The following is a 23,647-nucleotide window of genomic DNA, read 5'->3' on the forward strand; positions in this document are numbered from 1 at the left end:
CGAATGGGCGGAGGGCTCCCACCCAAACGCCGCCGCATGCCGTACGGCATGGGACAGGTCCGGACAGGGTCCGACGAGTGCGACCTGACCTTCACGGTCGACCTGATCGGTGTCCGCCGCGACGCCACGCGCGGCCTGCAGGCCGGAGACGTGTTGGAGGTGGACCTCGTGGCCGGCGCGGGCGCCAGCACCGCAGTCTGCCGCACCGCCGACGGGGCGACCGTCGGCGCCCTCGCCGCGTTCCGCGGCCTCGTGAGCCTGCTCGGCTGCCTCGACCAGGGGGTGCGGTTCGAGGCCCTCATCGAGGATGTCGGCGCGACGCGCTGCACCGTTACGGTCACGAGGGCCGAGGCGTGAACGTCGTCGGCGGCACATATTTCGAGAGCTGCGCGTTCCCCGCCTGGGCCGGCCTGTTCGGTTCGGGCGCGCGCGCCGCCATGGCGGTGAGCGCGCTGTCCCCGGGCACCCGCCTGAGCACGTATGCTTACGCCGAGTCGGCCGGCGACCTCCGGGCGACCATGGCCGCCTTCGAGGTCGAGACGGACATCGTCGCCATCGGGGAGCGGCTCGAATTCGAGTATTGGCATCCCCTTCGCAAGAGCTGGGTTCCCGAGGCCGGCCGGCGCTACGCCGACCTGGCCGTCACCGGCGACGTCGTGCTCGGGTTCGGCATGCTGGAGGGCACGGCCCGGCTCACGGCCGGCCGGGCGGTCTACGACCCGCGCTCCGCCGACCCCGCGTCCTCCTTCGTGCGTTCCGGCTCGCGGGCGACGGAGCAACTCGCCTACGTGGTGCAGGATGCCGACTTGGTCCGGCTCGGGCCGCTCCCGGACCCGCGCGACGCCGCGACCGGCGTCATGGCCCGCGAGGGCGCCACGCTCGTCGTGTCGCGCCACGCATTCGGCGGTGCCACGGTGTACCGGGGCGACGCCCCCGGCATCCCGGTGCCGGCGTACGCCGCCCGCCGCTGGTTCAGGATCGGGGCCGGCGACGTCTTCTGCGCGGCCTTCGCGCATTATTGGGGCGAGCGTGGCTTCGACGCCGTGGGGGCGGCCGACCTCGCGTCCCGCTGCGTGGCGTGGTTCAACGACGGGGCTCGGTTGCCGCTGCCTCCGCCGGACGAGCTCGAAGGGATGGAGGCGGTGCCCGGGCGCCCCGCGTCGGGTTGCCGGGTCTACCTGTCCGGACCGCGCCGGACCATGGCCCAAAGATGGCTCTTCGACGAGGCGGCCGCTTACCTCGACGCGCTCGGGTTCAGGACGGAGACGGCGTTTGCGGACGACGGCCCCCGCTCACCCACGCGAGCGAATTGGCCGCCCCGGCCTCGCGTGCCCCATTCAGCCCTCCTAGCCCTGGGCGACGTCGCCGACCTCGGGACGAACCTTCACGTCGGCTACGCGCAAGCCAACGGCATGCCGGTGGTGCTGCTCGCCGAGACGGCCTCCGGCGGGGATTTGACGATGTTCTCGGGAAGCGGCTGCGAGGTGACGCACGATCTCGCCACGGCGCTCTACCGGACGTGTGTGGCATGCCTGCGGTGATCGGCGGCCGGGAGGGCACCCGTTGAGGCCGCCACGGTTTCCACCCGCTCCGGCGCGCCTGCGGGCGCCTGATCGCACGCCGTCCCCGTCCGGACCATCGGGGTCCGGCGATGGAGAGGGCGGGCCGGCGCAGGAGCGCTGGCAGGCGTTCCACGCCTTCCTGGCGGCACGCATGAACTCACGATGGGTGTTCCGCGGCTGCGCGTCGAAGGCCTTCGAGTGCAAGCCCAGCGCCGGCCGGGGCGCCGAGTTCGACCCGCGCCACGAACGGCAACTGTTCCAGGATTTCAAGCGCGAGGCCAGGCTGCACGTCGCGATGCCCGGGGCGACGGATTGGGACTGGCTGGCGCTGGGTCAGCATTACGGTCTCCCGACCCGCTTGCTCGACTGGACGACCAATCCGCTCATCGCCTGCTTCTTCGCCGTTGCCAGCCAGCCCGCGAACGAGGACGCCATCGTGTACGCGCATCCGCTCGGCGGCAGTTCCATGATCGACCCCGAGCGGGGTCCCGGCCCCTTCGAGATCGCCGAGGTCGGCTTCCTGCTGCCCTCCGCCCTGGCGCCCCGCATCGCGAGCCAGAAGGGCCTGTTCTCGGCCCACCCCGATCCGGCCTCGGCGTGGACGCCGCCCGGCATGGCGGAGAACAGCTTCGAGATCCCGCGGGACACCCGCGCGGTCTTCCAGCGCAACCTGTTCCAGCTCGGCGTGGATGCGGCCCACATCTGGGCCAGCCTCGAAGGCGTCTGCCTCTCGCTGACGTGGCAGTACCGCCTCCGAATCGGGCTCGGCGCGGCCTTGTAGCCCCCGCCGCTCGGAATCCCTGGATCATCCGGTCCGGACGACGGCGGTCCCGCCAAGCCGGTGCAGGCTTCGATATTCACCGGCCGGCGCGCCCTCTACCAACGCGCACGGCGTGGGTCAGGCACAGCAAGGGTTGCCCCGTAGCTGCGCGGGGGTGGTGTGGATATCCTGTCGAAAACCGGACCACGCCTGGGATTTAGCGAAACGGAAGCGTGGGAGGAATTGGGATTTATCCGGGAGCTGCCACTCCCCAAGTCCTTGATGCCACACACCAATTTTCAAGCGAAAGTCGGTGGTGGAGCTGAGGGGATTCGAACCCCTGACCTCCGCAGTGCGATTGCGGCGCTCTCCCATCTGAGCTACAGCCCCGTCCGGGACGCCGGCCTTGTAGGCTTGGGCGGCTCAGCCTGTCAATTCCCGATTTTCAACCTTTCGACGCGCCGCCCGTGCGGGCCACCGGCGGCGCCCAGATCTGAGGATACGACGCCGCGCATGTTTGCCCTGCTCTGGCTCATCAACACGGTCATCAACCTGTTCATCTACGTCCTCATCGCGAGCGCCGTGCTGAGCTGGCTCGTGGCCTTCAACGTGGTGAACGTGCGCAACCCCATCGTCGCCCAGATCGGCGAGGTGCTCTACCGCCTCACCGAGCCGGTGCTGCGCCCGATCCGCAACCTGCTGCCGAACCTCGGCGGCGTCGACATCTCGCCCGTCATCCTGATCCTGCTGCTGCTCTTCGTGCAGCGGCTGATCACGGTCGATCTCGCGCGCTTCCTGGTCTGAAGCCCGGTCCTGGCCGGCGGTCACGGCCGCCCAACGAACAACAAACGAACGACACCAGGGGGAACGCCCATGAAGACCAATCCCGGCCGCTTCTTCGAGGATTACCGCCTCGGCGAGACCATCCGGCACGCGACGCCCCGCACCGTGACCGCGGGCGACGTGGCGCTCTACACCGCCCTCTATGGGCCGCGCTTCGCCGTGCAGTCCTCGGACGCCTTCGCGCAGGCCATCGGCTATCCGCGGAGTCCGCTCGACGACCTGCTCACCTTCCACGTGGTGTTCGGCAAGACCGTGCCGGACATCTCGCTCAACGCGGTGGCCAATCTGGGCTACGCGGAGGGCGGCTTCCGCCGGCCGGTCTATCCGGGCGAGACGCTCTCCACCGTCTCCGAGGTGATCGGCCTCAAGGAGAGCTCCAACAGGCAGACCGGCGTCGTCTACGTGCGCTCGGTCGGCTCGGACGCCGCGGGTGAGACCGTGCTGAGCTATTGCCGCTGGGTCCTCGTGCGCAAGCGCGATCCGCAAGCCGCGATCGCCGAGGAGCACGTGCCGAGTCTCGCCAAGGTGGTCGATCCGCAGGATCTCGCGGGCGCCCTGCCCCGCCTGGACGCGTCCGCCTACGACCTCGACCTCGCGGGCAGCCCGCACCGCTTCGGCGACTACCAGCGGGGCGAGCGCATCGACCACGTCGACGGCATGACCGTCGAGGAGGCCGAGCACCAGATCGCCACCCGCCTGTTCCAGAACACCGCCAAGGTGCATTTCGACAACCACGCGGCGAAGGACACCCGCTTCGGCCGGCGGCTGATCTACGGCGGCCACGTGATCTCGCTCGCCCGCGCGCTCAGCTTCAACGGGCTCGCCAATGCCTTCGCGCTGGCCGGCATCAATGCGGGCCGGCACGTGGCGCCGCTGTTCTCCGGCGACACCGTCTACGCCTGGAGCGAGGTGCTCGACACGGCCGATGTGGGCCGCGACGATGTCGGCCTGCTGCGCCTGCGCACGGTGGCGACGAAGAACCAGCCCTGCGGCGCCCATCCGGACCGTCAGGGCGAGGGTTACGACCCGGCCGTCATCCTCGACCTCGACTACTGGGCCTTCATGCCGAAGTGACCGATCGGGGGATCCCCAAGGGCCTCAGGCCCTTTCGGCGCCCAAGGCCGCTTTTCGGCGGGGGCCCGGGGCGCGCAGCCCCGGAGCACGCGGCGTTTCAGTCGTGCACGACGACCTTCGTGCCGACCCGCACCCGGTCGTAGAGATCGACCACGTCCTTGTTGGTCATCCGGATGCAGCCCGAGGAGACCGCCGCGCCCATGGTCTCGGGCTCGTTCGAGCCGTGGATGCGGTAGAGCGAGGAGCCGAGATAGAGGGCGCGCGCGCCCAGCGGGTTGTCCTGGCCGCCCGCCATGTAGCGCGGCAGGTCCGGGCGGCGGGCGAGCATCTGGGCCGGCGGGCGCCAAGCCGGCCATTCCTTCTTCATGGTGACGGTCTTCACGCCCGACCACGAGAAGCCCTGGCGGCCGACGCCGACGCCGTAGCGGATCGCCGCGCCGTTGCCGAGCACGTAGTAGAGCCGGCGCTGGCGGGTCGAGACCACGATCGTGCCGGGCTTCTCCTTGCCGGCATAGGCCACGGTCTCGCGCGGGATCGCCTGCGTTTTGAAGATGTTCATGAAATCGGCCAGCGGGCCGCTGTCGAAGGGGCCGGCCGAGGCGGGCCCGGCGGCGAGCGCCAGCCCGGCCCCGAGGGCAAGGGCGGCGATGCGCGTCGTCATGGAGGTCTCCTCTGCGAATGGGTGGGCGGAGAAGCCCAGCGCTTTGCGGCAGCTTCTGGCCCGCTGCACCGGATCCGGGCCGCGCGACGACGTCTGTGTGATCTGCGCAACACCGCCTTGACGCGGCGCCTCATGTGTGGGCCGCATCCGCGGACGGCCCGGAAGCGCTTGGTTCGGCGGAGGAAACCGATCCTGGGCTCCGTGCGATTCGGTTCCCTCGCCCCGCGTCCTGGAATCATGCCAGGATGTCGCAGGCGATTGCGCCGGACCGTCCTCGTCCCCTACTCTGGGCGCGTGCCCCACGGTTACGAGACAGAGACCCGGCGTCGACGACGCGCCCCGAGACCCGCGCTGCCAGCCGCGCTGCTGTCCCTGCTCGCCGTGCTGTCGCTCCTCGTCCTCGCCGGCCTGCCGGCCACGGCGGATGCCGAGATGAGGCCCGTGCGGCCTTGCGCGGCCGCCAAGGTGCGCGATCCCGCCTGTCCCGTCCAGCGCTACGCCGTTCAGGTGTCGGTCGATGCCGACGAGCCGGCGGGCGAGTCCCGCACGCTCGCGCCCCGGGCCTCGAGCCGGGTGAGCGCGGACCGCACCCCTCTCTTCGCGCCGCGTACCGATCCGGTCCCGCCCTCGGCCGCCGCGCGCCTCCCCGAGCGTCCGCCCCGGCGCGCCTGACGGCCGGGGAGCCGCCTAGGATCCGTTTCCCGAGAAACGGACTCGAAGGGATGAGGATGCTATTCGGCACGCCCGATGCGTCGTGCGAATGCCAAGATCCGCGTCCATAGCGCCCGGACCGATCCGCCGCGTGCCGGTCTCCGCGAGGACGGCACCGCGCGCCGCGCCCTGCACGCCCCGCCCGGCACCGCCATGCCGGCGGCCGCGCCCCGCGCTCGAAACTCCGGACGGCCGATCGTCAGCGGCCCTCCTCCCCAGACGCCCGTCGCAGGAGCGAAGTGATCGTGACCTCCAACCCCCTCCCCGCCCGTCGTTCGCTGACCCGGCCGGTCCTGCGGCCCGTCTCTCGGCCCGTCTCTTGGCCCGTCGCGGCGCTCCTGGGCGCGGTGCTCGTCTCGGTCTCCGCCTGCAACCAGCGTCAGGCCGCCGCCCCCGTTCCGCAAGCCCCGCCCGAGGTCGGCGTGGTCACGGTGGCGCCGCAGCCGATCCCCTACGTGCGCGACCTGCCCGGCCGCGTCGCGCCGATGCGCATCGCCGAGGTGCGCTCGCGCGTCTCGGGCCTCGTGGTGAAGCGGCTGTTCGAGCAGGGTTCGGCGGTGAAGGAGGGCGATGTCCTCTACAAGATCGACCCGGCCCCCTACGAGGTCGAGCTGATGAGCGCCGAGGCGACGCTCGCCAACAGGGAGGCGGCGCTGGTGCTCGCCAACCAGCAGGCCGAGCGCCTGGAGACCCTGCTCGCCCGCAACACCGCGAGCCAGGCCCAGTACGACACCGCCTTCGCGGGCAAGAAGCAGGCGGAGGCCGAGGTGGCGGGCGCCAAGGCGGCGCGCGACCGGGCGAAGCTCAACCTCGGCTGGACCGATGTGCGCGCCCCGATCTCGGGCCGCATCGGCCGGGCGCTCCTCACCGAGGGCACCTTGATCGAGCAGGGCTCGACGGGCGTGCTCGCCACGATCCAGCAGCTCGACCCGATCTACGTCGACATCACGCAGTCGGTGGGCGAGCTGAACAAGCTGCGGCGGGATCTGGCCAGCGGCGAGCTGTCGAAGCTCGAGAACGACACGGCCAACGTCCACCTGATCATGGACGACGGCGAGCTCTACCCGCTCGCCGGCCGCCTGCTCTTCTCGGACGTGACCGCCGACCCGAGCACCGGCCAGGTGACGCTCCGCGTCCTGATCCCGAACCCGAACGACGAGCTCTTCCCCGGCATGTATGTCCGCGCCCGGATCAAGCAGGGCATCGACTCCGACGCGATCGCGGTGCCGCAGCAGGCGATCCAGCGCACCGCCGACGGCAAGCCCGAGGTCTGGGTGGTGAAGGAGGGGAACAAGGTCGCCCTCCAGCCGGTCGAGGTCGGCCCGGTGGTCGGCCAGAACTGGCTGATCCGCGACGGCCTCAAGGCCGGCGAGCGCATCGTGGTCGAGGGGTTCCAGAAGATCTCCGCCGGCATCGAGGTGAAGCCGGTCGATCAGACCGCGCCCCACGAGAGCGAGGCCGGCAAGCCGCACGATCCGGACGAGGCCGAGAGCGAGGCCAAGCGCCAGGCCGCGAGCCAGGTCCGCTGAGCGCGCGCCGAGGAGTCTGAACCATGGCACGCTTCTTCATCGACCGCCCGGTCTTCGCCTGGGTCGTCGCGCTGTTCATCATCCTCGGGGGCGCCCTCTCGATCCCGATGCTGCCGATCGCGCAGTACCCGGTGATCGCGCCGCCCTCGATCGCCCTGTCCACCGCCTTCCCGGGCGCCTCGGTCGAGAGCCTCTACACGGGCACGACCCGGCTCATCGAGGACGAGCTGAACGGGGCTGCCAACATCATGAGCTTCGAGTCGACCACCGACTCGTTCGGCTCGATCAACATCACGGCGACCTTCGAGCCCGGCACCGACCCGGCGCTGGCCTCCGTCGAGGTGCAGAACCGCCTGAAGCGCGTGGAAGCGCGCCTGCCGGCGGAGGTGCGCCAGAACGGCATCCTGGTCGAGGAGGCCTCCGCCGCGACCCTCAACATCATCACGCTGGTCTCGACCGACGGGAAGATGGACGAGATCGGCCTCGGCGACTTCCTGATGCGCAACGTGATCAACGAGATCCGCCGCATCCCGGGCGTCGGGCGCGCGACCCTCTACTCGACGGAGCGCTCGCTTCGCGTCTGGGTCGACCCGGACAAGCTGCGCGGCCTCTCGCTGACGCCGGAGGACGTCACCGACGCGATCCGCAACCAGAATATCCAGATCGCGTCCGGCGCGGTCGGCGCGCAGCCGAGCCCGGTTAACCACGCGGTCTTCGCGCCGATCATCGTGAAGGGCCAGCTCAGCACGGTCGACGATTTCGGCGCGATCGTGCTGCGGGCCAACCCCGACGGCTCGAACGTGCGCCTGCGCGACGTCTCGCGGATCGAGCTCGGCGGCGATGCCTACCAGTTCTCGACGCGCCTCAACGGCGGCGAGGCCGCCGGCATCTCGGTGACGCTGGCGCCGGACGGCAACGCGCTGGAGACCGCCAAGGGCATCCGCGCCAAGATGGAGGAGCTGGCCCAGTTCTTCCCGCCGGGCCTGAAGTGGGATATCCCCTACGACATCACGCCCGCCGTCGAGGCCTCGATCGAGAAGGTGCTGCACACCCTCGTCGAGGCGGTGGTGCTGGTCTTCATCGTGATGTTCCTGTTCCTGCAGAACATCCGCTACACCCTGATCCCGACCATCGTCGTGCCGATCGCCCTGATGGGCACCGTCACGGTGATGCTGCTCGCGGGCTTCTCGATCAACGTGCTCACCATGTTCGGCATGGTGCTGGCGATCGGCATCCTGGTCGACGACGCGATCGTCGTGGTCGAGAATGTCGAGCGCATCATGAACGAGGAGGGCCTCCACCCGAAGGAGGCCACCCGCAAGGCCATGGACCAGATCACCGGCGCCATCATCGGCATCACGCTGGTGCTCGTCGCGGTGTTCATCCCGATGGCCTTCTTCCCCGGCTCGGTCGGCATCATCTACCGGCAGTTCTCGATCGCGATGGTCACCTCCATCGGCTTCTCGGCCCTGCTGGCGCTGACCCTGACCCCGGCCCTCTGCGCCACGCTGCTGAAGCCCATCGAGAAGGGCCACGGCCACGCCAAGGGCGGGTTCTTCGGCTGGTTCAACCGGGTGGTGGACCGCGAGACCGCGCGCTACGGCCGCGGCACCCGCTGGTTCATCAAGAAGTCGGGCCGGGTGATGCTGGTCTACCTCGCGCTGGTCGCGGGCGTCGGCTACGCCTTCCTGCGCCTGCCCGAGGGCTTCCTGCCGATCGAGGACCAGGGCTTCTTCACGGTCGACATCCAGACCCCGCCCGGCGCCTCCTACAACCGGACGCAGGCCGCGGTGCGCAAGGTCGAGGAGCATCTGCTGGCCCAACCGGGCGTCGCCACCGTGACCACGCTCAATGGCTTCTCGTTCTCCGGCCAGGGCCCGAACCTGAGCCAGGCCTTCGTGACCCTGAAGCCGTGGGGCGAGCGCGACGCGAAGAACTCGGCCGCCGCGCTGGTCGCCGGCACCAACGCGGCGCTCAGTGGGTACCGGGACGCGATCATCGACGCGCAGGAGCCGCCGCCGGTCGACAACCTCGGCAACGCGGCGGGCTTCTCCTTCCGCCTGCAGGACCGGGCGCAACGGGGCTACTCGGCGCTCGCCGCTGCCGAGGCGCAGCTTCTCAAGATCGCGCAGCAGAGCCCGATCCTGCAGAAGGTGAAGATCGAGGGCCTGCCGGCGACGCCGCAGGCCGAACTGATCATCGACCGCGAGAAGGCGGCGGCGCTCGGCGTGAAATTCGAGGACATCAACGCCACGATCCAGGTGAACCTCGGCTCGGTCTACACCAACGACTTCCCGAACCGGGGGAAGATGCAGCGCGTCTACGTGCAGGCGGAGCAGCTGCAGCGCATGCAGGCCTCGGACATCCTCAACTACGCGGTGAAGAACAGCCAGGGCACCATGGTGCCGATGTCCTCCTTCGCCGACCTGAAGTGGAGCATGGGCCCGAGCCAGATCGTCGGCTTCAACGGCTACCAGTCGGTGCGCTTCACCGGCGAGCCGGCGCCGGGCCACACCTCGGGCGAGGCGATCAGTGAGATGGAGCGGCTGATGCAGCAGTTGCCCAAGGGCTTCGGCTACACCTGGACCGGCCAGTCCCTGCAGGAGAAGCAGGCGGGCTCGCAGGCCTCGCTGCTCCTCGCCCTCTCGGTCTTGATCGTGTTCCTGTGCCTGGCGGCGCTCTACGAGAGCTGGGCGATCCCATTCTCGGTGCTGCTCGTCATCCCGCTCGGCGTGATCGGCTCGGTGGCGGCGGTGTACCTGCGCGGCATGCCGAACGACGTCTACTTCAAGATCGGGCTCATCACGATCATCGGCCTCTCGGCCAAGAACGCGATCCTGATCGTGGAGTTCGCCAAGGACCTCTGGAAGCCCGGGACCAACATCATCGAGGCGACGATCCAGGCCTCCACCCTGCGCTTCCGGCCGATCGTGATGACCTCGCTCGCCTTCATCTTCGGCGTGGTGCCGCTGGCGATTGCCACGGGCGCGGCCTCGAAGAGCCAGCAGGCGATCGGCACCGGCGTGATGGGCGGCATGATCTCGGCCACCGTGCTCGCGGTGTTCTTCGTGCCGGTCTTCTTCGTGGTGGTGATGCGGCTCTTCCGCCGCCGCGACGTCGAGGCCGGGATGCGGGCGGAGGCCGAGCCCGGCGCGGTGCGCCCGCCGCAGCACGGCGTGCCGGCGGAGTGACGGGCGTCCTGTCGGATCGCGCCGACCCCTCGCAGGCTGTCCGGATAGCAGCGTGCGACGGGGTTGCCGGCGCGGTTCGTGACTGTACAGGCGCAGACCAAGTCGAGCCCAGGCTCTGACTTGGTCTCATTTGGCCTCGCACGCCGGATCACATGTTGATCCGGGTCGCGCGACGCGTGGACGCGCGGCCATGCTTTCGGTAGTCTTTCGCGCATGACGAGCCGGATCCCCGATCCGCGCCGCCATGCGGAGGGACGCCGATGCCGATCCGATCCCCTCTCGGCCTGGGCTTCGCCCTCGCCGCCCTCGTCCTCGCACAGTCCGGAGCGCGTGCCGAACCGTCGGCCGGAACCTGGACGGATCCGCCGCCGAGGACCGGCGCCCCGGCCGCCGTCTCGCCGCCCCGCACGGAGCCGGCGCAGGCGGCCGAACGCACCAAGGCGACCGCGACATCGGCTGCCAAGCCTGCCGCGGCTGCGGCACCCGCACGGGCCGAGTCTTCAGTGAGGAAATCCGCGCGGGCGGCGCGTGCCGCTCCGGCCCGCCGTGCGGTGGCGGCCCGGGCGGTCGTGGTACGGCCCGAACGGACCGTGCGGCGCGGGGCGGTGCGTCCGGTCCGGGTCGCGCGGCCGCTCGACCGGGACTGGCCGCCGGCCGAACCGGCGGCGCAGCCGTACTATCCCATGCCGCGTGCCTACGACCCGCGGGACCCGCGGCTGGAGCGTCTCTGGAGCGCCGAGGAAGCCGGCTATCTCGCGGTGCGCGGCCGCCACGTCGCCTATCCGGACGGGCGCGTCCTCAGGATCTACCGGCCGGGCCGCGACGACGAGGATCTCGACTGAGGACGGCTACCGGCGTTCTCAGCGGATGCGGCCGGGGCGGGTCGGCTCGAAGACGATGCGGCGATGGTAGGCGCACCAGCTCTTGCCGTCCTGCACGGGCGCGCCGCAGCACACGGCGCGCTCGGTCGGCTCGCCGATGATGAACTTGCAGACGAAGGCCCCCGACTGCGCGAAGGGCACGCGCAGGTCGGCCGAGGGCTCCTTGATGGTCTCGGCTTCGCCGATCTGGGACATGCGGACGAGTTGATTCATCGGACGACTTGAGAGGGTTCGGGGATCCTGCCGTCGCGGAGCGCCGGCCCGGCAGGGACAAAGCCGTGGGTCTGCGCGGCCAGTGCCGGGTCGGGCACCGCCCCGGACCCGTTCGGGCCGGTGCGCAGGCATCATCGTATTGTTATAGCTGGGATTCCGGTGCGGGAAAACAAGACCGGCCGGGCGTCGGTGCGCCCGCGCACGAGCGTTGCGGTTCTATACCGCCGCCCGTCTCGGCGCTGTCTTGCTCGATAGGACAGTCATCGCGCGAGCCGATAGTGGTCTCGCGGTGATCTGGATTGGTGTGCGGAGACTCGTGCGAGGTTTCGGCCCTCCTCGGCGCCGCGCCGTGCAGCAGGGCCGAGCGGCCCCGCCATGCCCGAGCCGCAACCCTATCCCCTTCTTTTTGCGAGCCGTCCCGCCTCGTCGGGCTTGGACCCGTGCCGAATCAGGCCCTCGGCGGTCCGCTTGAGCCGTGCCGCGCGGCAGTGTAGGCGTCCGGCGGACGGCCCTGCGCGGCGTTCCGGGCCGCGGGAGACTGGCGATGCGCGTCCTCGTGACCGGTTCGGCCGGGTTCATCGGCTACCATCTCGGCCGGCGCCTGCTCGCCGAGGGCCACGCCGTCACCGGCCTCGACGCCTTCTCGGACTACTACGATGTCGGCCTGAAGCGTGCCCGGCACGCGGACCTCGCGAACCGGCCCGGCTTCACGCCCGTCGAGGGCCGCCTCGAGACGCCCGGCCTGCTGCGCGACCTCCTGACAGGGATGAAGCCCGAGATCGTGGTGCACCTCGCCGCCCAGGCGGGCGTGCGCTACAGCCTGGAGAACCCGCAGGCCTACGCCGATTCCAACCTCACCGGCAGCTTCAACCTGCTGGAGGCAGTGCGCGCCAACCCCGTGCGCCACCTGCTCCTCGCCTCGACGAGCTCGGCCTATGGCGGCAATACCGCCCTGCCCTTCCGCGAGACCGACCGCGCGGTGAGCCCGCTGACCTTCTACGCGGCGACCAAGCTCGCCATGGAGGCGATGGCGCATTCCTACAGCCACCTCTTCGGCATCCCGACTACGGCCTTCCGCTTCTTCACCGTCTACGGGCCGTGGGGCCGGCCCGACATGGCGCTGTTCCTGTTCACCCGGAAGATCCTGGCGGGCGAGCCGATCGAGGTCTTCGCGGGCGGCGCGGCGGAGCGGGACTTCACCTATATCGACGACTTGGTCGAGGCGGTGCGCCGCCTCGTCGACGCAGTCCCGCCGCTGCCCGGAGAGGGCGAGCCGGTCGGGCCCGAGGACACGCTGAGCCCGAGCGCGGCCTACCGGCTCGTCAATATCGGCGGCGGCCGGCCGGTGCGCCTCGACGCGATGATCGACACGCTGGAGCGGGCACTCGGCCGGCCGGCGGAGCGCATCCTGAAGCCGCTGCCGCCCGGCGACGTGCCGCGCACCCAGGCCTCGACCGAGCTGCTGCGCCGTCTCGTCGGCGCGGTGCCGGAGACGCCGATCACGACGGGCATCCCGGCCTTCGTCACATGGTACCGGGACTATTACGCCGCCCGCTGACGGTCCGGTCGCGCCGCGCGGCCGGATATGGTTCAGTGGTGCCCTGATCACAGGACACGGATCCCTGCATGGCCTCGCCCCTCGTCTCCGCCGACTGGCTGCACCAACGCCTCGACGCGCCCGACCTCGTGGTGCTCGACGGCTCCTGGTACCTGCCCGCGGCCGGGCGCGATCCGGAGGCGGAGTATCGGGCGGCCCACATCCCGCGGGCCGTGCGCTTCGACATCGACCGGATGAGCGACGAGACATCCGGGCTGCCCCACATGCTGCCGCGCCCCGAGGTCTTCGCCTCGCGCATGCGCGCGCTCGGCGTCGGCGACGGCCAGCAGATCGTGGTCTACGATGGGATGGGGCTGTTCTCGGCCCCGCGGGTCTGGTGGATGCTGCGCACCTTCGGGGTGCGCGACGCGCTGGTGCTCGACGGCGGCCTGCCGGCCTGGGTCGCGGCGGGCTACCCGACCGAGGACGGCGCCCCGGCCCCGCGGGAGCGGCGCCATTTCAGCGCCCGGCTCGACCACGGCGCGGTGGCGGATGCGGGCGATGTCGCCCGGGCGCTGGCGGGCGGCTCGACCCAGGTGGTCGATGCCCGCTCGGCCCCGCGCTTCCGCGGCGAGGAGGCCGAGCCCCGCCCCGGCGTGCGCCCCGGGCATATGCCGGGCGCGCGGAACCTGCACTACGCCAGCCTCCTGCGCGACGGGCACATGAAAAGCCCGGACGCGCTGCGCGCGGTGCTGGAAGCGGCCGGCGTCGATCCGGAGCGGCCGGTGCTCACCACCTGCGGCTCGGGCGTGACCGCGGCGATCATCTCGCTGGCGTTGGAGACGCTGGGGCATCCGGCCCGCAGCCTCTACGACGGGTCGTGGTCGGAATGGGGGGCGGACCAGAGCCGGCCCGTGGCGACCGGGAGCGCGTGAGCGCGAAGCTCTCCCTCCCCCGCAGAAGGGGGAGGGCTGGGCTGGCGTTCAGGCCCACTCGCCCCGGCGCATCACCGGCACGGCCTGCCCGTCCTCGCGGATGCCGTCCACGTCGATCTCCGCCGAGCCGATCATCCAGTCGATGTGGATCAGGCTGCGGTTGGCGCCGCGGGCCGCGAGGTCGTCCTCGCTGAAGTCGGCGCCACCGTTGCGAAAACACTTGCTGTAGGCCTGGCCCAGCGCGATGTGGCTCGCCGCGTTCTCGTCGTAGAGCGTGTTGTAGAACAAGAGCCCCGAGGCCGAGATCGCCGAGGAGGCCGGCACCAGCGCGACCTCGCCGAGGCGGCGCGCGCCCTCGTCGGTGTCGAGTACCCGGGCGAGCACGTCGGCGCCGGTGCGGGCGCTCGATTCCACGATCCGTCCCTCCGCGAAGCGCACCGCGATCCCGTCGATCAGCGTGCCCTGGTAGGAGAGCGGCTTGGTGCTGGTGACGTGGCCGTCCACCCGCAGCTTGTGCGGCGTGGTGAAGACCTCCTCGGTCGGGATGTTGGCGTTGCAGGTGATGCCGCTGCGCGACGTCGCCGCGCCGCCGCACCACTCGTGGTCGTCGGCGAGCCCCACCGTCAGGTCGGTGCCGGGGCCGCGGAAGCGGAGGGCTGCGAAGTGCTCCGCGTTGAGCCGGTCCTTGCGGGCGTGGAGATCCGCGTTGTGCTTCGCCCAGGCGCCGAGCGGGTCCGGCCCGTTGACGCGCGAGGCCGCGAAGACTGCGTCCCAGAGCCGGGCCACCGCCTCCGCCTCGGGCAGGTCGGGGAAGACGGTGCGGGCCCAGGCCGGGGTCGCGGCCGAGACGATGGTCCAGTTGGTGGCGAAGTTGGCGATGAGTTCCAGCGCCGGCACGTAGGCCTTGGAGCGGGCGCGGTTGGCGCGCGCGACCTTCTCGGGATCCTGGCCGACGAGCAGGGACGGGTCGTCGCCGCTGATCGCGAGCCGCGCGGCGCCGTTGCGGTAGGCCTCGGCCATGCCGGCGTAGAGCCAGCCGGCGGCCGTGTCGAAGGCGGCGTCCGGCGCGTGGGCGAAGCGGGCGAGCGTGGCGACGTCGTCGCCGAGCAGGGTGGTGACCAGCGAGGCGCCCGCCGCATAGGCCTCGCGGGTGATCGCGCGGGCGAGCGGCAGCGCTTCCAGGGGCGCCGTCAGCACGAGTTCCTGGCCGGGCTGCAGGTTGAGCCCGACCCGCACGGCCACCGTGGCCAGCCGGTCGAGCCGCGGATCCGTCTGCGGCTCGGCGTGTCCCGTCATCGTCCCTGTCCCTCGCGTCCGGCCCTCAGGCGGGGCCGGACCCAAGATCGGTGCAGGGGACTCAGAAAATCAAGCGGCCCGTGACCAGGTGATGTCGCCGAGGCTCTCCCGGAAGGCGAAGCGCGCGAGGTGGTCGGCGACCACGTTCTCCAGCCGCGTCAGGCCGACCGGGTCGGACGTGGCGATGCGCATCACCAGCGCGTCGGGCTCGGCCTCGAAGGTGCAGACCCGGTCGTCGCCGAACGGCACCGTGCCGCGCTCGGGCGTGCTCTCGACCGGGAACTTGTGGCTCCAATGCCGGCAGAGCTGCTGCAGGTAGCGGCTCGCCTCGGCGGTGTGGACGCGGGCCTGAGAGGTGGGCATCGGGTGGTCTCCTGAACGTGTGTTCTCGCGGGAGCCGTCGTCGTCTTCGCATGATCTTCGCATGTGCGAAGGCGCCGGACCGGAGAAGCAAGTGGCGGGCCCGATCGCCGGAAGGCTGCCGGGCCTTTGAGGAACAAACTCCGTGAGAGCCGTTAAAGCCCGGATAACGCTGAAGCTCTCCTGAACGAAGGGCGCGTGTGCCCCGGGGCCAGCGACAACCCGCGACGGGTGTCATATGGGGCGCAGGATCGAGCGACTTTGTGGCGTGGTGCGGCGCTTTTCGTGGCCGTGTGCTGCGGCGCACCACGATGGAGCGGTGGGCGCCCCCGTGGTCTCTCCCCCTCTGCGGGGAGGGAGAGCGGCGTGGTGGAATCGTCCTCCGTCGCACGCCCCATACGCGCGACAAGAGCAGCGCCTCACCGGCCCGGATCGGCCGCCCCCTCCCCCACCACCTTGCCCGGATTGAGGATCCCATCAGGGTCGAGCGCCGTCTTGAGGCGCCGCATCAGGTCGAGCCCGACCGGGTCGCCGTAGCGCTCCAGCTCCGCGCGCTTGAGCAGGCCGACCCCGTGCTCGGCGGCGATCGAGCCGCCCCGGGCGTGCACGATGTCGTGCACGATGCGGTTGAAGCGGCCCCATTCCGCCAGGAAGGTCTCGCGCGCCATGCCGGGCGGCTGGCTCAGGTTGAAGTGGATGTTGCCGTCGCCGAAATGGCCGAAGGCGCAGACCCGGATGCCCGGCATCGCGGCCTCGCAGGCGGCGGTGGCCTCGGAGAGGAAGGCGGGCAGGCTTGAGAGCGGCACCGAGACGTCGTGCTTGATCGAGGCGCCCGCCCGCTTCTGCGCCTCGGGCATCGCCTCGCGCAAGCGCCAGAGCGCCCGGTTCTGCGCCTCGCTCGCGCCGACGGTCGCGTCCTCGACGATGCCCGCCTCGAGCGTGGCGGCGAGCGCCGCCTCCATCTCGGCCCGGGTATCGGCGTCGGGCCGGGCGGAGGCCAGCTCGATCAGCGCGTAGGCCCCGTGGGCGCCCGCGAGGGGGCGCACCGCTCCGGGGGTGTGGGCCAGGACGAGGTCGAGCCCGAAGGGCGGCATCACCTCGAAGGCGGTGAGATCCCGGTCGCAGGCGTCGCGCAGCCGCGCGAACAGGGCGAGCGCCCGCTCCGGCGAGGCGAGCCCCGCGAAGGCGACCGTCGTCGAGCGCGGCCGCGGGAACAGCCGGAGCACGGCCGCCGTGACGATGCCGAGCGTCCCCTCCGAGCCGATGAAGAGCTGCTTCAGGTCGTAGCCCGCATTGTCCTTGCGCAGGGCCCGTAGGCCGTTCCAGACCCGGCCGTCGGCGAGGACCACCTCGAGCCCCAGCACGAGGTCGCGGGCGTTGCCGTACGAGAGGACCTGCACGCCGCCCGCGTTGGTCGCGATGCCGCCGCCGATCCGGGCCGAGCCGCGCGAGGCGTAGGAGAGCGGGAACAGCAGACCCGCCGCCTCCGCGGCGTCCTGGAGGTCTTGAAGGATCACCCCGGCCTCGACCGTCGCGGTGGCGCCGACCGGGTCGATCGCCCGCACGCCGTTCATCCGGGCGAGCGACAGCACGAGGCCGCCCCGCGGCACGCCGCCGCCCACGAGCCCGGTATTGCCGCCCTGCGCCACCACCGGCACGCCGGCCTCCGCGCAGGCGCGCACCACGAAGGCGACCTCCTCCGTGCTGCCCGGCCGCGCGACGGCGCGCGCCTCGCCCCGGTAGAGGCGGCGCTGCTCGGCGAGGTAGGGCTCCACGTCCTCCGGTGCGGTGAGGAGATGGGCCGCCCCGAGCCGGGCGCGCAGGGCGTCGAGCAAGCCGTCCATCCGGGATCCCCTCCGCGTCCCTCTTGCCGGCCGGCCACAGCCGCTGCGCCGCGTGCCGGATCTCCGCCCCGGCCCTGCCGCGCGGGCTGGCGCGGACGGCGTCCTGGCCTAATGTGGGCCCGCGGCGATGTGGGCGTAGCCCGTCCGCGCCGGCCGCGGAAGTCCGGGGATGTCCCCCGGGCCCTGACCCGCCGACCGTTCTGCCAGAGGCGACGTATGCTCTCCGTCATCCCGAACCCGCCGCGCACGGCCCTGCCGATCGTCGGCAGCCCGGATCTCTTCCCGGTGCGGCGGGTCTACTGCGTCGGGCGCAACTACGCGGCGCATGCCCGCGAGATGGGCGCCAACCCCGACCGCGAGCCGCCCTTCTTCTTCATGAAGCCCGCCGACGCGCTTCTGAACGTGGGTCCGGAACCGACCGAGCTGCCCTATCCGCCCCGCACGGAGAATTACCATTTCGAGATCGAGCTGGTGGTCGGGCTCGGCAAGGGCGGCCGCGACGTGCCCGTCGCGCAGGCGCTCGACCACGTCTACGGCTACGCGATCGGCCTCGACATGACCCGGCGCGACCTGCAGGACGAGGCCAAGGCGCTGCGCCGGCCCTGGGATCTCGGCAAGGCGGCCGACGCCTCCGGGCCGATCGGCCCACTCCACCCGGCCGCCGCGGTCGGCCATCCGGAATCCGGCGCGATCACGCTCGCGGTCGACGGGCAGGTGCGCCAGAGCGGCGACCTCTCGGAGATGATCTGGTCGGTGGCCGAGCAGATCGCCTACCTGTCGGGCTATTTCGAGCTGGCGCCGGGCGACCTGATCTTCACCGGCACGCCCTCGGGCGTCGGCCCGGTGCGCCGCGGCGAGCGCATGACCGGCGCGGTCGCCGGGCTCGGCACGATCGTGCTCGACGTGGTCTGACCACGTGCTGCTCGACAACGCCATCGCCCGGCGGCTCTTCCACTTCGGGGCGCTCGCGCTCCGGGGCATGACGCTCGGCGTGCGCGGCGCGGCCTTCGACGAGGTGGGCCGCGTCTGCCTCGTGCGCCACACCTACGTGGCGGGCTGGCACCTGCCGGGTGGCGGCGTCGAGGTCGGCGAGAGCGCGGCCGAGGCGATGCTGCGCGAGTTCCGCGAGGAGGCGGAACTCGCCGTCGCCCCGGAGGCGCTGCGCCTGCGCGGCTTCTACCGCAACCTCGCGGGCTCCAGCCGCGACCACGTCGCACTCTACGTGGCCGAGGCCGCAACCCGGCTGCGCGAGAAGGCGCCGGACCGCGAGATCGCCGCCTGCGCCTACTTCCCCCTCGACGCCCTGCCGGAGGGCACGACGCGGGGCACCGCCGCGCGGCTGCGCGAGATCCGGGACGGGCTCGACCCCGCCGCGCACTGGTAGGGAGACGGCGAAGATTTCCGCCGTGCCGCCCTTGCGCCGGCCGGCGGAATGGTGTTTAGAGACCGGCGTCGGCGGGGCGCCGGCCGGACCTTCCGGCGAGCGCCAGCAGGACATGTGAGCGGGTGTAGCTCAGGGGTAGAGCACAACCTTGCCAAGGTTGGGGTCGAGGGTTCGAATCCCTTCGCCCGCTCCAGTTTTCCCAGCCGAACCATCCACGATAGGCCGCCCTCGGGCGGCCTTCGTCGTTTCAGGCCTCAGGCCGCCGCGGTCTCGGCCTTGTACCACGTGTAGTGCTTCTTCACCGGCTCGGTGACGGTCCAGGTGCCCGACCAGCCGCGCGGGGACACGAAGGCGTCGCCCGCCCTGTAGCTGCGCGAGATGCCCGCCGCATCCGTCGTGGTGACGGCGCCCGCGATCAGGTGGATGAACTCGTCGTGCTCGAAATCGATGCGGAAGGCGCCGACCCCGCAGGTCCAGATGCCCGCGGCGTAGCGCGCGTCAGGGCTCTCGAAGACCACGGTGTTGGTCTGGCGCGGATTGCCCGAGACGATGTGCGAGGGCAGCGGCAGGTAGGACTTCGCGCGCGGCTGGGCGGCCGGGAAATCGTGGTTCTGCTTCAGCGGTCCGTCGAGCAGCGGCGGGGCGGCGCCCCGCGGGCGCAGAAGGACCGGCAGGCTGCCGAGGAGGGCCATCGCGGGGCCGCCGAAGGTGTAGAGAAGCCGCGGGATTTCCATTCGATCCCCTCAGATCGCCCGGACGTATCGGGTCCGGCCGCCGGTCTCCGTCGGCGGCCGCGCGGGACTCGTCCTGTCATCCGGCGCGATCGAGACCGTACAGGGAAACAACCGCGATACAATTCGATTGTCGAAGAGCAGAACTTCTGGCTGCAACTATAGATACCAGTTTCCGAATCGAACCCTTGTGTAAGGTTAAGCGCTTCTTTCGATGTGCGCGGCGTTTCTACCGAGCCGGGCCAATGGGAGGCGTGCGGCCACCGCGCGCGAGGCTGCGGATCAGCGATGCCGGGAATCTGCTCGACGCGCGTCGGCGGAGCGGGAACCTGCGCGCGGGCCATCGGGCGCCGCTCACGAGATTCGAATCATATTGAGTGAGGGAAGCATCAACCGGTAAAGGTTGGTGCGGCCAAGAGGACTCGAACCTCCACCCCTCGCGGGACTAGCACCTCAAGCTAGCGCGTCTACCAATTCCGCCATGGCCGCATCGGCACCCCGAGGGGAGACCGCTGGTCCGATCCAGAGGCCGTGTGGGCCGGTCCGTCTCGGTGAGCGGCGCAATAACAGATCGATTTCGGCCCGACAAGCGCCGTCGCGCGAAACGGGCCGAAAATCACGCGGCCTGCGTTCCGGGCTCGAACAGGGGGGCGGCCCCCTCCCCGATCGAGGTGCCGGGCGCGCGCAGGGTCTCGGGCTTGCGGATGAGCTCCGTCACCTCCACGGAGATGCGGCTGCCCGTCACCACGATCTGGCCGCGGGCGATCGGGTGGTCGTTGGCCAGGATCTCGACCATGTCGGTCTCGCTCGCCTCCAGCTCGATCACCGCGCCGCGGCCCATGCGCAGCAGCATGTGCAGCGGCATGCGGCAGCGCCCGAGCACCACCGTGACATCGACCTTCAGATTGTCCAGAACCGCCACGCGCCGCGCTCTCGTCACCCGGGGCACCGGCCGGCGCTTGCTCTCGCGCGCGGAGCGGTGCTCCGGGGAGCTTCCGCGCAACATGGTGAAGCCTTGGTAAACGCCTCGCGCCTCGAGACCGCACCGGAGACCTTTCGGCCCCGCCCCGGAGCGCCCCCGGTGGCGTGGCGGGTCAGCGACGGGCTCGTCGATTACGAGGCGGCGGTCGCCTGGATGGAGGCGCGCGCCGCCGCGATCGCCAAGGGAGAAGCGGACGAGTGCGTCTGGCTTCTCGAGCACCCGCCCCTCTACACGGCCGGTACCTCGGCCAAGCCCGCCGACCTCGTCGCGCCGGACCGCTTCCCGGTCTACCCGTCGGGCCGGGGTGGGCAGTACACCTATCACGGGCCGGGCCAGCGGGTGGCCTACGTGATCCTCGATCTCAACCGCCGCCGTACGGACCTGCGCGCCTACGTGGCCTGCCTGGAGGCGTGGCTGATCGCGACGCTCGAGGCCTTCAACGTGCGGGCGGAGCGGCGCGAGGACCGGGTCGGCGTCTGGGTGCGGCGGCCCGAAAAGGGCGCGGGCGTCGAGGACAAGATCGCGGCGATCGGCATCCGGGTGCGGCGCTGGGTGAGCTTCCACGGCATCAGCCTCAACGTCGAGCCGGATCTCTCCCACTTCGCCGGCATCGTGCCCTGCGGCGTGCGCGAGCACGGGGTGACGAGCCTCGTCGATCTCGGCCAGATCGTAAGCCTGCCCGAGGTGGACATGCAGTTGCGCGCCGCCTTCGAACCGATCTTCGGCGCGACCGCGCTGGACCCGGCCGGCTGAGGCGCCCGGTCCTGGTTTCGAAAGGTCGAGACCTTTCGCGGGTGCAGGGCAGAGCCCTGCTGTCGGCTCCCTCGCCCTGGCAGAGCCAGGACGAAGGAGCCGATCCCGGGGCTGCGCGCCCCGGGACCCCGCCAAAGGGTCAGGACCCTTTGGAATCCCCGGACTTGCCGCCTCAGAAGTCCGCGTGCAGCCGCGTGCCGAAGAAATGGGCCGGGCCGCGGTCGCGGTTGTAGGCCGGGTTCGAGACGAGCTGGTAGTCGAAGGTCACGGTGAAGAACTTCGCCAGGCTCAGCGCGTAGTAGGCCTCTACCGCGCGCTCGGGCGCGTAGGTCAGGCGTCCGTCGCCGATGAGGAGGCCGAGCCCCCCGTTGGCGAAGAAGGCCCGGTGGTCACGCGAGATCGCGTTCATGGTGGCGCCGAGCCCGATCGTGTCGAGCGGCCGGTCCCACGCGGCGCCCTTGATCGAGACGCCCCCCGAGAGGCTGGCGTCGATGTCGGTGAAGCTCGCGCTCTCGTTGCGGCCGTCATTGGCGCTGGCACGGGCGAAGACGCCGACATCGTCGGTCACCGCCTGCTCCAGGTTGACGTAGAACCCGCTCTTGCGGCGCGGGCGCCGGGTCGCCTGCACGGCGTCGTTGATGTCCGCGAAGGCGCCGCCCAGCGTCAGGCCCACCACCTGACGGTAGTTCGCCGTGTTGGTCACGTTGGTGAAGGCGCCGAGCCGGACGCGGCCGGGCTGGTCCAGCACCGGCAGGGTGTGGCGCGTCTCCAACTCCACCACGGCGCCCGCCCGCTCGAAGACGCGGGGATCCAGCACGTCGCTGGAGGGCTCCTTCGGCACCTGGGTGTAGGCCGCCCGGATGGCGAATTCCTTGCGGTTGTACTCGACGTAGACGCCTTGCGTGAAACCCGGGAGGTTCGCCGGGAAGTCCCAGGCCGAGGCCGCCCAGAGCGACCAGTTCATGAAGTCGATGCGCGGGTCGTGGGCGTAGACGTTGCCGTCGAAGAAGTCGCCGAGCGCGAACTTGCCGGCCACCACGGTGATGCGCTCGATGTCGCGCCGCGTCGCCACCTGATTGATGCCGTCCGGCACGTCCTCGGTCTCGCCGCCGAGGCCGAAGGTCTGGCGGATGAAGTAGCGGTTGGAGCGCAGCTTCGGGAAGGGCGCGCCCGCCTTCTGGGCCTCGCCGTTGACGAAGCCGGCGACGCCCAGCGTGCGCGAGAGGCCGAAGCCCTGGCTGAACTCGGGATTGTAGTAGAGCTCGGTGCCCTCCAGCAGCTTGAAGCCGATGAAGGCGGTCGCGGTCGTGGTCGCCTGCGCCTGGTGCGGCACGAGGCTCTGCTCGCCCCGGTAGGGCGCGCGGAAGCCGGTCACGCCCTGGTTCACGAAGGTGGTCTGGCCGTGCAGCGTGAAGCGGTCGGAGACGTCATTGTCCGGCACGTTCGGTGCGGTAGCATCGGCCTCCGGCGGCAGGCGGAAGCCCTCCGGGTACCACGAGAGGCGCGCCAGCATCTGGTTCGAGGTGAAGGCCGCCCGCGTCGAGACGGCGCCCCCGGCGGGGCCCGGCACGGTGCCGAGATCGAAGCGCCGGCTCTCGCCGTAGTCGATGTAGCGGTAGTCGAGCCCCAGCGCGATCCGGTCGGTGATGGCGTATTGCAGGCCGGCGCCCAGGGTGAAGCCGAGCGAGGCCTCGTCGCGCCGCGCCGTGGCGGCGGGGCCGCCCGCGCCGTCCGGATAGGTCGCCAGGATGCGCGTCGACGCCCCCGCCAGCCCGAAGGTGGCGTAGACCAGCGCCCGGTCGAAGCTGTAGCCGACGCGTCCCCGCAGCAGGCCGTAAAAGTCGGTCTTGGCGCGGATCACGTCGAAGACCGGGTCGGCCTCCTCGTAGCCGAGGCGGAGCGCGTTCGAGCCGACCGGCCGCTTCAGGTTCGCGGCCGAGACGTCGGCCTCGATGCCGTAGAGCCAGGGACCGCGCTGCCAGTTCCAGCCGCCGAACACCCCGCCGACCGCCGTGGTCGCCTCGCGCCCGCGGTCGGAGCGCCCGGTGGCGTCGCCGGTGCGGAAGTCCGGGATGGCGCGCCCGCCCACCGTGGTCGGGCCGAAGTTCAGCGCGCCGAAGGAGGCGCCCGCGCTGCCCTGCAGGCCGAGATAGGGTCCGGACCAGTCGATGTAGGCGGGCAGGTTGCTGGGCAAGGCGGCCGGATCGGCGGCCCAACCCGCCGTCGGGATCGCCGCAGCGGGGAGCAGGATGGCGAGCAGTGCCCCGGGGTGCCGGAGCCTGCCGGGGCCTCGCACCGCCCGCCCTCTCATCCGCGTCACAGCCCGCATCCCGCCCCTCGCCGAGCGCCCTGATCCGGCGATTCATAGCCTCTGCTATATCTACCGCAAGCCGCGGTGGG

The 23,647-nt window shown here is 71.3% G+C and carries 22 protein-coding genes and 3 tRNA genes; 15 read left to right on the forward strand and 10 right to left on the reverse strand.

Annotation, left to right across the window (positions count from 1 at the left end; genetic code table 11):
• Window positions 1–3 precede the first annotated feature (3 nt).
• The 3 genes from MFF54_RS04975 to MFF54_RS04985 all read left to right on the forward strand — a co-directional run bounded on the left by MFF54_RS04975 (window position 4) and on the right by MFF54_RS04985 (window position 2,343).
• Complete coding sequence (locus tag MFF54_RS04975) at window positions 4–357, forward strand: hypothetical protein (RefSeq protein ID WP_003604315.1); 354 nt, start codon at window positions 4–6, stop codon at window positions 355–357.
• On the forward strand, window positions 354–1,541 hold the full coding sequence (locus MFF54_RS04980; protein ID WP_012455858.1) for a carbohydrate kinase family protein: 1,188 nt from the start codon (window positions 354–356) through the stop codon (window positions 1,539–1,541). Before MFF54_RS04975 ends, MFF54_RS04980 begins: the two co-directional genes overlap by 4 nt.
• Before the next feature lie 172 nt (window positions 1,542–1,713).
• Window positions 1,714–2,343: an FRG domain-containing protein gene (locus MFF54_RS04985; RefSeq protein ID WP_003604313.1), complete on the forward strand. Its 630-nt coding sequence runs from the start codon at window positions 1,714–1,716 to the stop codon at window positions 2,341–2,343.
• 293 nt (window positions 2,344–2,636) lie between these two features.
• Here the strand turns inward: MFF54_RS04985 and MFF54_RS04990 are convergent.
• Window positions 2,637–2,712: transfer RNA gene (locus MFF54_RS04990), tRNA-Ala, on the reverse strand.
• 123 nt (window positions 2,713–2,835) lie between these two features.
• Here MFF54_RS04990 and MFF54_RS04995 point away from each other — a divergent pair.
• Both MFF54_RS04995 and MFF54_RS05000 read left to right on the forward strand, forming a co-directional pair.
• Window positions 2,836–3,126 carry a YggT family protein gene (locus MFF54_RS04995; protein ID WP_238301519.1) on the forward strand — a complete coding sequence of 97 codons (291 nt, stop codon included), beginning with the start codon at window positions 2,836–2,838 and terminating at the stop codon, window positions 3,124–3,126.
• A 69-nt stretch (window positions 3,127–3,195) separates the two neighbouring features.
• A complete protein-coding gene (locus MFF54_RS05000) occupies window positions 3,196–4,239 on the forward strand; it encodes a MaoC family dehydratase (RefSeq protein WP_238301520.1) in 1,044 nt (347 codons plus the stop codon).
• Between the two features lie 97 nt (window positions 4,240–4,336).
• On the opposite strand, the gene MFF54_RS05005 is transcribed toward MFF54_RS05000, so the two are convergent.
• Window positions 4,337–4,900, reverse strand: a complete 564-nt coding sequence (locus MFF54_RS05005) for a L,D-transpeptidase (RefSeq protein WP_238301521.1) — start codon at window positions 4,898–4,900, stop codon at window positions 4,337–4,339.
• 258 nt (window positions 4,901–5,158) lie between these two features.
• Between MFF54_RS05005 and MFF54_RS05010 the strand changes: the two genes are divergently transcribed.
• The 4 genes from MFF54_RS05010 to MFF54_RS05025 all read left to right on the forward strand — a co-directional run bounded on the left by MFF54_RS05010 (window position 5,159) and on the right by MFF54_RS05025 (window position 11,173).
• Window positions 5,159–5,572, forward strand: coding sequence for a hypothetical protein (locus MFF54_RS05010; protein WP_238301522.1), 414 nt, complete (start codon window positions 5,159–5,161; stop codon window positions 5,570–5,572).
• Window positions 5,573–5,949: 377 nt separating this feature from the next.
• Window positions 5,950–7,140 (forward strand): efflux RND transporter periplasmic adaptor subunit, encoded by a 1,191-nt coding sequence (locus tag MFF54_RS05015; protein WP_465264243.1) that lies wholly within the window; start codon window positions 5,950–5,952, stop codon window positions 7,138–7,140.
• A 23-nt stretch (window positions 7,141–7,163) separates the two neighbouring features.
• Complete coding sequence (locus MFF54_RS05020; protein WP_238301523.1) at window positions 7,164–10,331, forward strand: efflux RND transporter permease subunit; 3,168 nt, start codon at window positions 7,164–7,166, stop codon at window positions 10,329–10,331.
• Between the two features lie 260 nt (window positions 10,332–10,591).
• Window positions 10,592–11,173, forward strand: coding sequence for a hypothetical protein (locus MFF54_RS05025; protein ID WP_238301524.1), 582 nt, complete (start codon window positions 10,592–10,594; stop codon window positions 11,171–11,173).
• Window positions 11,174–11,191: 18 nt separating this feature from the next.
• On the opposite strand, the gene MFF54_RS27600 is transcribed toward MFF54_RS05025, so the two are convergent.
• The gene (locus MFF54_RS27600) at window positions 11,192–11,560 is read right to left on the reverse strand and encodes a GcrA family cell cycle regulator (protein ID WP_306423949.1); all 369 of its coding nucleotides are present in this window, start codon (window positions 11,558–11,560) and stop codon (window positions 11,192–11,194) included.
• Window positions 11,561–11,969: 409 nt separating this feature from the next.
• On the opposite strand from MFF54_RS27600, the gene MFF54_RS05035 reads away from it, so the two are divergent.
• Both MFF54_RS05035 and sseA read left to right on the forward strand, forming a co-directional pair.
• A complete protein-coding gene (locus tag MFF54_RS05035; protein WP_238301525.1) occupies window positions 11,970–12,983 on the forward strand; it encodes an NAD-dependent epimerase/dehydratase family protein in 1,014 nt (337 codons plus the stop codon).
• Between the two features lie 68 nt (window positions 12,984–13,051).
• The gene (sseA, locus tag MFF54_RS05040; RefSeq protein ID WP_238301526.1) at window positions 13,052–13,897 is read left to right on the forward strand and encodes a 3-mercaptopyruvate sulfurtransferase; all 846 of its coding nucleotides are present in this window, start codon (window positions 13,052–13,054) and stop codon (window positions 13,895–13,897) included.
• Window positions 13,898–13,945: 48 nt separating this feature from the next.
• Here the strand turns inward: sseA and MFF54_RS05045 are convergent, their stop codons facing one another.
• From MFF54_RS05045 to MFF54_RS05055, 3 genes are all read right to left on the reverse strand, one after another.
• Window positions 13,946–15,193, reverse strand: coding sequence for an aminopeptidase (locus tag MFF54_RS05045; RefSeq protein WP_238301527.1), 1,248 nt, complete (start codon window positions 15,191–15,193; stop codon window positions 13,946–13,948).
• Window positions 15,194–15,262: 69 nt separating this feature from the next.
• Window positions 15,263–15,556 (reverse strand): DUF2218 domain-containing protein, encoded by a 294-nt coding sequence (locus MFF54_RS05050; protein WP_238301528.1) that lies wholly within the window; start codon window positions 15,554–15,556, stop codon window positions 15,263–15,265.
• Window positions 15,557–15,972: 416 nt separating this feature from the next.
• Window positions 15,973–17,397 carry an FAD-binding oxidoreductase gene (locus MFF54_RS05055; protein WP_238301529.1) on the reverse strand — a complete coding sequence of 475 codons (1,425 nt, stop codon included), beginning with the start codon at window positions 17,395–17,397 and terminating at the stop codon, window positions 15,973–15,975.
• Window positions 17,398–17,613: 216 nt separating this feature from the next.
• Here MFF54_RS05055 and MFF54_RS05060 point away from each other — a divergent pair, with 216 nt between their 5' ends.
• The 3 genes from MFF54_RS05060 (at window position 17,614) to MFF54_RS05070 (ending at window position 18,974) form a co-directional block, all read left to right on the forward strand.
• Window positions 17,614–18,309: a fumarylacetoacetate hydrolase family protein gene (locus MFF54_RS05060; RefSeq protein ID WP_238301530.1), complete on the forward strand. Its 696-nt coding sequence runs from the start codon at window positions 17,614–17,616 to the stop codon at window positions 18,307–18,309.
• A 4-nt stretch (window positions 18,310–18,313) separates the two neighbouring features.
• Window positions 18,314–18,781 (forward strand): NUDIX domain-containing protein, encoded by a 468-nt coding sequence (locus tag MFF54_RS05065; RefSeq protein WP_238301531.1) that lies wholly within the window; start codon window positions 18,314–18,316, stop codon window positions 18,779–18,781.
• A 118-nt stretch (window positions 18,782–18,899) separates the two neighbouring features.
• Window positions 18,900–18,974, forward strand: a tRNA-Gly gene (locus MFF54_RS05070).
• Window positions 18,975–19,035: 61 nt separating this feature from the next.
• Here MFF54_RS05070 and MFF54_RS05075 read toward each other — a convergent pair.
• From MFF54_RS05075 to MFF54_RS05085, 3 genes are all read right to left on the reverse strand, one after another.
• Window positions 19,036–19,515, reverse strand: coding sequence for a cupin domain-containing protein (locus MFF54_RS05075; protein ID WP_238301532.1), 480 nt, complete (start codon window positions 19,513–19,515; stop codon window positions 19,036–19,038).
• Between the two features lie 401 nt (window positions 19,516–19,916).
• Window positions 19,917–20,001 (reverse strand) — tRNA-Leu (locus MFF54_RS05080).
• 127 nt (window positions 20,002–20,128) lie between these two features.
• Window positions 20,129–20,434 carry a FliM/FliN family flagellar motor switch protein gene (locus MFF54_RS05085; protein ID WP_238301533.1) on the reverse strand — a complete coding sequence of 102 codons (306 nt, stop codon included), beginning with the start codon at window positions 20,432–20,434 and terminating at the stop codon, window positions 20,129–20,131.
• A gap of 93 nt (window positions 20,435–20,527) precedes the next feature.
• On the opposite strand from MFF54_RS05085, the gene lipB reads away from it, so the two are divergent.
• On the forward strand, window positions 20,528–21,247 hold the full coding sequence (lipB, locus tag MFF54_RS05090; protein WP_238301534.1) for a lipoyl(octanoyl) transferase LipB: 720 nt from the start codon (window positions 20,528–20,530) through the stop codon (window positions 21,245–21,247).
• A gap of 172 nt (window positions 21,248–21,419) precedes the next feature.
• Here the strand turns inward: lipB and MFF54_RS05095 are convergent, their stop codons facing one another.
• On the reverse strand, window positions 21,420–23,558 hold the full coding sequence (locus MFF54_RS05095; protein WP_238301561.1) for a carbohydrate porin: 2,139 nt from the start codon (window positions 23,556–23,558) through the stop codon (window positions 21,420–21,422).
• Between the last annotated feature and the right edge of the window lie 89 nt (window positions 23,559–23,647).

It is taken from the genome of Methylobacterium gregans (assembly GCF_022179245.1).
In the GTDB taxonomy this organism is placed as follows: Bacteria; Pseudomonadota; Alphaproteobacteria; order Rhizobiales; family Beijerinckiaceae; genus Methylobacterium; species Methylobacterium gregans.